Annotated in this window: 1 protein-coding gene; it reads right to left on the bottom strand. The window is 62.9% G+C overall.

Going from position 1 to position 256, the window contains the following annotated elements:
- On the bottom strand, positions 1 to 256 hold a 256-nt coding region (locus L9G74_RS24425; protein WP_238898760.1), incomplete at both ends, for a lipoxygenase family protein.

The raw sequence follows: 256 nt of genomic DNA, 5'->3' as shown, positions 1-256 counted from the left end.
CTTCTTGATGATGTCGGGGGTGTCGTAGCGGAGGAGGCCCTCGCTGTTCTCCTGGATCTTGCGGACGAAGGGGATCTTCTGGAAGAGCTGGTCGTGGAGCGCCTGCTTGAGGCGGAGGCCCTCCTTGAAGAGGTTGTCGACGTCGTGGAAGCCGGCGAAGTCGCGGATGTCCGGCGAGACGGAGGAGACGAGCAGCGGCATGAAGTTGTGGAGCAGCGCCTTGATCGCGCCCTCCGACAGCATCTCGTTCTTGCCC

This window comes from Shewanella electrica (assembly GCF_022321485.1).
Taxonomy (GTDB): domain Bacteria; phylum Pseudomonadota; class Gammaproteobacteria; order Enterobacterales; family Shewanellaceae; genus Shewanella; species Shewanella electrica.
Note: the sequence above shows the minus strand (reverse complement) of the source record. Positions and strands in the feature narration are given on the sequence as shown.